Source organism: Amycolatopsis sp. M39 (assembly GCF_001651785.1).
Taxonomy (GTDB): Bacteria; Actinomycetota; Actinomycetes; order Mycobacteriales; family Pseudonocardiaceae; genus Amycolatopsis; species Amycolatopsis rubida.
Genome location: NZ_LWSF01000011.1, coordinates 201,561 through 208,730, shown reverse-complemented (window position 1 = coordinate 208,730; position 7,170 = coordinate 201,561). Strand labels below are relative to the sequence as shown.

Genomic DNA, 7,170 nt, shown 5'->3' with positions numbered 1-7,170 from the left:
CGGTGTCCGCCACCCGCGCCGCGCCATCGGCCGGGGTCGGACGGGTGAACCGCCGGTCGGAGAGCACGGTTTTCACGTCGGCGTACCGGGTGATCAGCGCCGCCTCGTCCCCGCTCGCCAACGCGACCCGCGCGACCGGGCATCCCGCGCGCAGCTCCGCCCACTCAGCCGGAGGCTCCAACGCCCCCGGCTGTTCGAAAGGAAACCTCGGCAACTGCTCCACGTCGCTTTCGGGCATCGCAACCTCCTGCTCGGGGACCGGCAACCGCCACGATCATGGCCAATCCGCGAAATTAAGTCAATCAGCTGCCTTAATTACTCCGAGGCATGAGGCCCAACCCCTCGCCCAACCTCTACAGGAGACCTGCGCGCGCAGCGTCCTAGCCGTTGCGCTGATCGCCCTCTGCCCCCAGGCCGCCCACCCCTCAAGCGTTCCGGCTCGATGACCGTCGCAGGCACATGCTGCGGCCGAACGCACTGTTTGCCTGCGAGACGCGATGGGCTGAAGCGGCAGGAACGGATCAAGCGTCGCGAACGCACGACAAACCGGGGCGGCCGTCCGCCTCGGTTAGTCAGCTACCGGCCGTGCTGTCCTCACTCGTGCGGGACGTGCCGGAGCGTGAGGCTGGCGACGGCGGTGAGCAAGACAAGAACCGCGACCGCGATCAGGCTGATGCGCAGTCCGGTGATGAAGTCCGCCTGCGCGGCGAGCACCGCGCCCACGCCGGCGACTCCGAGCGAGCCGCCCATCTGGCGGAACATGTTCAGCACGCCGCTGGCGGTGCCGGCGCGCTGCGCGGGCACGCTGTCGAGCAGCAGCGAGGTCAGGGGCGGGACGGTGAACGAGCCGCCGACGCCGACCGGGATCATCAGCACCGCGACCACCCAGATCGGGGTGTCCCGCGGGATGCAGGCGAGCGCGACGAGTCCGGCGGCCATCAGCGCCTGGCCTCCGACGATCGGGACCCTGAGCCCGAAGCGGGCGGACACGCGCGGCACGAGCGGGCTGAGGCTCGCCACCATGCCGGTCATCGGCAGGAACAGCAGACCGGCCATGAACGCTTCCTGCCCGCGGAGTTGCTGGAAGTAGAGACTCTGGACGAACACGACGCCGTAGAAGCCGACCATGCCGATGAACGCGGCGGCCAGTGCGACGATCACGTGGGTGGAACGGAAAAGGTCGAGCGGCACCATGGGATGGGCGCCGCGCTTCTGCGCAGCGAGGAAGACGACGGCAGCGACGACGAATACCGCGAACGCGCCGATGATCGGCGGTCGTCCGTAGCCGCCGCTCGCGCCTTCGATGATCGCGTAGGTCAGCGCGGCGAGACCGGCGACGGCAGAGATCTGACCGGTCCAGTCGACCGGGCGCGGCTGCCGGGACGAGGCGCCCACGCGGGACAGCACGAGCAGCGCGATCACGCCGATCGGCAGGTTCAGGTAGAAAATGATCCGCCAGTCGACCTGGGTGAGCGCGCCGCCGACGATGGGGCCGGCCGCGGCGGCGATGGAGCCGCCCATCGCCCAGTAGGCGATGGCCCGCGCACGCTTTCCTGCGTCGCGGTAGGCCTCCCGGATGAGAGCGAGGGCAGTCGGCGTGATCATCGCCGCGCCCAGGCCCTGCACGAACCGGGCGGCGATCAGGACGCCCAGGTTCGGCGCCGCCCCGCACACCGCGGAGGACACGACGAACAGGATCATTCCCGCGGCGTAGGCGCGCTTCGCGCCGATGCGCTCGGAGAACGTTCCGGCGAACAGGATCAGCGCGGAGAACATCAGCGTGTACCCGGTGACGATCCACTGCAGTCCCGACAGGCCGCCGCCGAGATCGCGGCGGATGCTCGGGAGCGCGACGTTGACGATCTGGGAATCCAGTGCCACGACGAAGAAGCCCAGCATCGCCACGCCGAGGGCGGCGCGCGGGTGACTGCCGCGTCGCGTCGGCGCTGCCGGTGCTTCGAGGCTGGTGGTTTCGCAAACTGTCATGGTTCACCTGTTGTCGATGGTCGGAGCGGGCCGGAGGGCCAGCGCGAACGCAGTGCTGCCGGCTGCGGACGAAGCCGGGTTCCGGGATGCTGTTCGGCTGATGCTGGCCACTCCAGTTTCGGCTCCGCGCCGGAATCCCGGGAGTCACTGGTTATCCGCGTACTGGCAGTAGGCCCAAGGTGATCGCATTCACGCGGGCCACGGCCCGCAGCAGGAATTTCCCAGTGCGGGAAAGGGATCTCGCGCTGCCTCTCAACGGCCCCTGGTTCAGAACCGTCCGCGCATGGCGTCGAGTTCTGTGACGACCCCAGCAGGTTCGTCGGCCAGCGGCATGTTGTCGCGGTCGAGTACGGCGTCGAGCGCGTCCCGCGGATCGGCCCGCAACGCCGCGAACAGCGGATCCAGGTCGGCTTGCGCGGGCCCGGTTTCGGCGACCAGTTCCAGAGTCTTGCGGTCCGCAGCGTCCGAGGCCAGCGAGGCGACGAGGACCTGCGCGATCTGGGCGCGCGAGATCACGCCGTCGGAGGGATCGCTCGCCCACCGGGTGTCCCCTTGCAGCATCACCAAGCGGTGCTCGTCGGCAGCGTTGTAGTCGAACCACGCGGGGCGCACGATCGTGTAGGGCAGGCCGCTGGCGCGCACCAGCCGCTCTCCGCGCCGCTTCCAGTCGTGGCCCGGGGTGTGTTTCGTGACGCCGATCGCGGTCATCAGCGCGATCCTGGCCGGAGCGGAGAGGGCGCTCAAGACGTTGCGCACAGCGCCGTAGTCGACCAGTTCCGCTTGGTGCGCATCGCCGTAGGTGCCATGGGTGAAGACGACGCCGGTGGCGCCCGCGACCGCGTCGCGCAGGGTTTCCGCCCGGGTCAGGTCTCCGACCACGACCTGAGTGCCCTCGGGGAACGAGCCGGCCTTCGATTCGTTGCGCACCAAGGCTTTGGCCTGGTACCCGGCGCGGAACGCTTCGGCGACAGCCAGCCTTCCGATGCTCCCGCTCGCCCCGACGACCAGCACTGTCGACATCTTTTCCTCCATCGTGGTTGCCGCCTTTCGCTCAGCTGCCGGTTTTGGCTTGTTCGCGGATCTTCGCGACGGCGTCGTTGAACCCGTCCGCGCATCCGCTGGCGCCGGCGAGTTTGCCGACCTGGACGTCGCCGATGCTCTTCCCGGTCACCTCGGCGGGCACGGCTGCGGCGAACCGTTCCTGGTAGCCGCGGGAGGTGTCGTTGTTGTCCGGCATCGGTTCGACGGCGGCCTTGGTGATCGTGCCGGCGTTGAGCGCGAGGGTCACGGTCAGGTAGGACGGTGCGCCGCCGTACACGCCCCGGACGGTGTAGGTGCCGTCCTTGTAGCGAATGCCGCTCGAGTTCGTGCCGGGCGGCGAGCTGGCTGCCGCCGTGTCCGAGGGTTGCGGCGACGTTGTGCCGCCGCTGGCGCACCCGGCGAGGGCGACCAGCGCGGCTGTCGAGGCCGCAGCGAAGGCAGTGCGGACGAGAATGTCCGTCTTCATCTCTTCTTCTCCATGTGGGATTTATGCACGAAATTGTTCGGGCACGATGCTGTTGTCCGCTGCCGCAGGACGGCAACGGATCAGAGGAACAGCTCTCCGGCGAAGTTGTCCGACCACTGGACTCTGCCGTTGGCCAGCATCCGCACCCAGCTGCACGGAAACGTGCGCAGCCGAGCGGGATCGCTGACGAACAGCGCTGTGGCCAGTCCGTCGGCGGTGGCGGCATCGGCGGCGAGAACCCACGTCGCCACGACATCGTCGACCGGACGCCCGGTCTGTCCATTGAGGACGTGATGCAAGCCGTCGCCCCAGCTCCGCCGGTTCGTCGCCGATGCGCACAATGCCGAGTCGCGCAGGGCGACGGTGCCGAGCACCCGCCCCGGCAGGACCGGATGCTCCAGGCCCACGGTGACGGGCTCCCGGCCGTGGTGGCGCAGATCGCCGCTGGCGTCGACGACGAACTCGACGACGCCCGCGTCCAGCAGGGTTTGGGCGACGAGGTCGACCAGGTAGCCTTTCCCGGCCGCGCCGACGTCGATCACCATCGGGCGCTCCGTGGCGATCGAGGTTCCTTCGCGGCGGACGTCGCGAGTCCAGGAATCCCGCCGGCGGCCGGCGAGAGCGGCCTCGTCGGGGACGAGGGTGTAGCGGGCGTCGTAGCCGAGCAGTTCCAGGTCTCTGCCGACGAGCGGGTCGAGCGCGCCGTCGGTCGCGGCGACGAGACGGTCGTAGAGGTCCAGCAGCGCCGCGTCCCGGGCGGGGAACTCGAACCGTCCTCCGGTCCCGGCGTGCGCGATCCGGGTGACCAGCGAATCGTCCCGGAACCGGGACCAGACGCGGTCGAATTCCTCTGCCAGCGAGCGGATCCGCCGGCGCAGTTCCTCCGCCAGCGGACGCTCGGTGTCGATCTGCCACTGCGTGCCGATCGCGGCGAACCGGAACGAATCCCCGGCGCTCATCGGCCCGTCGGGCGATCGGGCCGCCGGGTGGTCGTCGGCAACGGTTCAGGCTTCGGGGATGTCGCGGTGGAAGGCTTCCCGGGTGATCGCCTCGGGCTCCGGGCCGCCGCGGACGCCGGTGTTCAGCGCGTCGATCGCCGCGAGCTGCTCGGCGGTGAGGTCGAAACCGAAGACGTCGAAGTTCGCCGCGATCCGCTCGGGATTGACCGACTTCGGGATCGCCGAGCGCCCCTCCTGCAGGTGCCAGCGCAGCATTACCTGAGCGGGCGTCTTGCCGTGCGCGGCGGCGATCTCGCCGATCACCGGGTCGTTGAACGTCGACTTGCCGCTCTCGCCGCGGTAGCTGGTGATGCCGCCCATCGGCGACCACGCCTGGGTCAGGATCCCGTGCTCCGCGTTCGCGGCCTGCACCTCGGGCTGGGTGAAGTACGGGTGCACCTCCACCTGGTTCACCGCGGGGACCACTCCGGTCTCCTTCAGCAAGTCCTCGAGCACGCCCGGCATGAAGTTGCTGATGCCGATCGCGCGGACCTTCCCGTCGGCCAGCAGCTTCTCCAGCGCCTTGTAGGCGCCGATCGTCCGGGCGAAGTCGGTCGGGACGGGCTGGTGCAGCAGGAGAAGGTCGATCTGGTCGACGCCGAGCTTGCCCGCGCTCTTGTCGAAGGAGTGCAGGGTTTCGTCGTAGCCGTAGTCGCTGATCCAAATCTTGGTCTCGACGAACAGCTCCGAACGGTCCACTTCGGACCGGCGGATGCCTTCGCCGACTTCGCGCTCGTTGAAGTACGAGGCCGCGGTGTCGATCAGCCGGTAGCCGACGCGCAGCGCCTCAGCGACGGACGCGGCGGTGGTCTCGGGCGGGGTCTGGAACACGCCGAAGCCCAGCGCGGGCATCTCGACGCCGTTGTTCAAAGTCAGTTTCACGCTCATGCCTCCACGGTAAGTTCGCGACTGCGGTCGAGGGAGTCACTGGCAGTACGTCCTTCCCGGACAGTCGCCCGGCGAGGCGGCGCGAATGCCGAAGAACCGAGGTCCGGCCGCCGATCGATTGTCGCCGAACGCCGGCGCGACGGCGGGGAGACCGCCCAGAAGGGTGAGTTGATCGAGGCCCGCGTGCCGCTCCGGCGCGGGAGCGGCCTCGTTCGCGGCACGACCCTCTTGAATGAGATCGGACCCGGTGCTGCCAGTGCGGGATCAGCGACGCGCGTCGGTGTCGCTGCCCGCCTGGTCGGACGCGGCGAGGCTGCCGAGCAGCTTCAGCCGTTCCTCGGTGGGACTGCCGGGTTCCGCGGTGTAGGCGAACATGAACCAATCCGGATTCGCCGGAAGGTCCATTGCCTCGTAAGAGAATTCGAGATCCCCGACCGCGGGATGGCAGATGCGCTTGATCCCGCCGCGGTGGTGGCGCACGTGGTGCGCGGCCCAACGGAGCCGGAACGTGTCGCTGCGCGTGACCAGCTCCCCGATCAGGTCGGTGAGCTTCTTGTCCAGCGGGTTCTGCCCGGCGTAGATGCGCAAGGTCGCGACGATGTCGCTGGCGTTCTTCTCCCAGTCCGGGAAGAAGTTCCGCGACGCGGGGTCGAGGAACACGAACCTGGCCGTGTTGCCGCGGTTCGCCGGATCGTCCAGCATGGGCGCGTAAAGCGCGCGGCCGAGCGGGTTCGCGGCGACGAAATCCAGGCGCCGGTCCCGCACCCACATCGGGGCGCCGGTCACCGCGTCCAGGAACCGCTGCAAGGAGGGCGTCACTGACTGCTCAGCCGGCCGTTTGCGCCGCACCGGCGCGGGCCCGGCCGCACGGGCGAGGTCGTTCAGATGATCGATCTCGGCCTCGTCGAGCTGGAGCGCGCGGGCAAGGGCGTCGAGGACCTCGGCGGAGACGCCGGCGAGGTCGCCGCGCTCCATCCGGGCGTAGTACTCGACGCTGACCGCGGTGAGCATGGCGACCTCTTCCCGGCGCAGGCCGGGCACACGACGCCGCCCCCCGCCGATGAGGCCCGCTTGGTCGGGGGTGATCCGGTTCCGGCGCGTACGCAGGAACTCCGCCACCTCTGCTCGATGATCCATGCAGGCCATGCTAACTCCGCTATCCGGGCCCAGGGAGGAACTGGCAGTACACGGACCAGCTCTTCCTCCCGCGCNCTCCCGCGCGCGAGCAGGATGCGGTCGGATGAGCAAAGGGGCAGAACGGGCGCGAGCGCCGCAGGCACGACACCGCCGAAAGGAGCACGAGGATGACGACCTGGCTCATTACGGGAGCGTCGAGCGGACTGGGGGCCGCGCTGGCCAGAGCCGTCCTCGAACACGGAGACAACGCGGCCGTCACCGCCCGTGACACCGACCGTGTGCGAGACCTCGTCGACGCGCACCCAGACCGCGCCCTGGCACTGCCGCTGGACGTCACCGTCCACGACCAGGTGGTTGCCGTGGTCGAGACCGCCACCGAGCGGTTCGGAGCTGTCGATGTGCTGGTCAACAACGCCGGGCACGGATACCGGGCCGCAGTCGAGGAAGCGGCCGCGGACGAGGTGGACGAACTGTTCGCCACGAACTTCTTCGGCCCCGTCGACCTCACCAAGCAGGTACTCCCCCAGATGCGCGCGCGGGGATCGGGCACCGTCGTCAACGTCTCCTCGATCGCCGCGCCGCGGTCGAACCCCGGCTCCGGCTACTACACCGCGACGAAAGCCGCGCTGGAAGGCATGTCCGACGCGCTGAACC

The 7,170-nt window shown here is 69.4% G+C and carries 7 protein-coding genes and 1 pseudogene; 1 reads left to right on the top strand and 7 read right to left on the bottom strand.

What is annotated here, in order from left to right; translation table 11 throughout:
• The 7 genes and pseudogenes from A4R44_RS24480 to A4R44_RS24450 all read right to left on the bottom strand — a co-directional run.
• Window positions 1-238 (bottom strand): annotated as a pseudogene (locus A4R44_RS24480) (cytochrome P450); the annotation flags it as partial.
• 356 nt (window positions 239-594) lie between these two features.
• The gene (locus tag A4R44_RS24475) at window positions 595-1,986 is read right to left on the bottom strand and encodes an MFS transporter (RefSeq protein ID WP_067585142.1); all 1,392 of its coding nucleotides are present in this window, start codon (window positions 1,984-1,986) and stop codon (window positions 595-597) included.
• 267 nt (window positions 1,987-2,253) lie between these two features.
• On the bottom strand, window positions 2,254-3,006 hold the full coding sequence (locus A4R44_RS24470) for an SDR family oxidoreductase (RefSeq protein ID WP_198545429.1): 753 nt from the start codon (window positions 3,004-3,006) through the stop codon (window positions 2,254-2,256).
• Between the two features lie 31 nt (window positions 3,007-3,037).
• Window positions 3,038-3,493: a hypothetical protein gene (locus A4R44_RS24465; RefSeq protein ID WP_067585132.1), complete on the bottom strand. Its 456-nt coding sequence runs from the start codon at window positions 3,491-3,493 to the stop codon at window positions 3,038-3,040.
• An 80-nt stretch (window positions 3,494-3,573) separates the two neighbouring features.
• Window positions 3,574-4,452 carry an FAD:protein FMN transferase gene (locus A4R44_RS24460; protein WP_067585129.1) on the bottom strand — a complete coding sequence of 293 codons (879 nt, stop codon included), beginning with the start codon at window positions 4,450-4,452 and terminating at the stop codon, window positions 3,574-3,576.
• Between the two features lie 45 nt (window positions 4,453-4,497).
• Window positions 4,498-5,379, bottom strand: a complete 882-nt coding sequence (locus tag A4R44_RS24455; protein ID WP_067585127.1) for an aldo/keto reductase — start codon at window positions 5,377-5,379, stop codon at window positions 4,498-4,500.
• 264 nt (window positions 5,380-5,643) lie between these two features.
• Window positions 5,644-6,516 carry a helix-turn-helix transcriptional regulator gene (locus A4R44_RS24450; RefSeq protein WP_067585220.1) on the bottom strand — a complete coding sequence of 291 codons (873 nt, stop codon included), beginning with the start codon at window positions 6,514-6,516 and terminating at the stop codon, window positions 5,644-5,646.
• A 167-nt stretch (window positions 6,517-6,683) separates the two neighbouring features.
• Between A4R44_RS24450 and A4R44_RS50680 the strand changes: the two genes are divergently transcribed.
• Window positions 6,684-7,170: SDR family NAD(P)-dependent oxidoreductase (locus tag A4R44_RS50680; RefSeq protein ID WP_232791756.1), on the top strand; the 487-nt coding region annotated here is incomplete at its 3' end.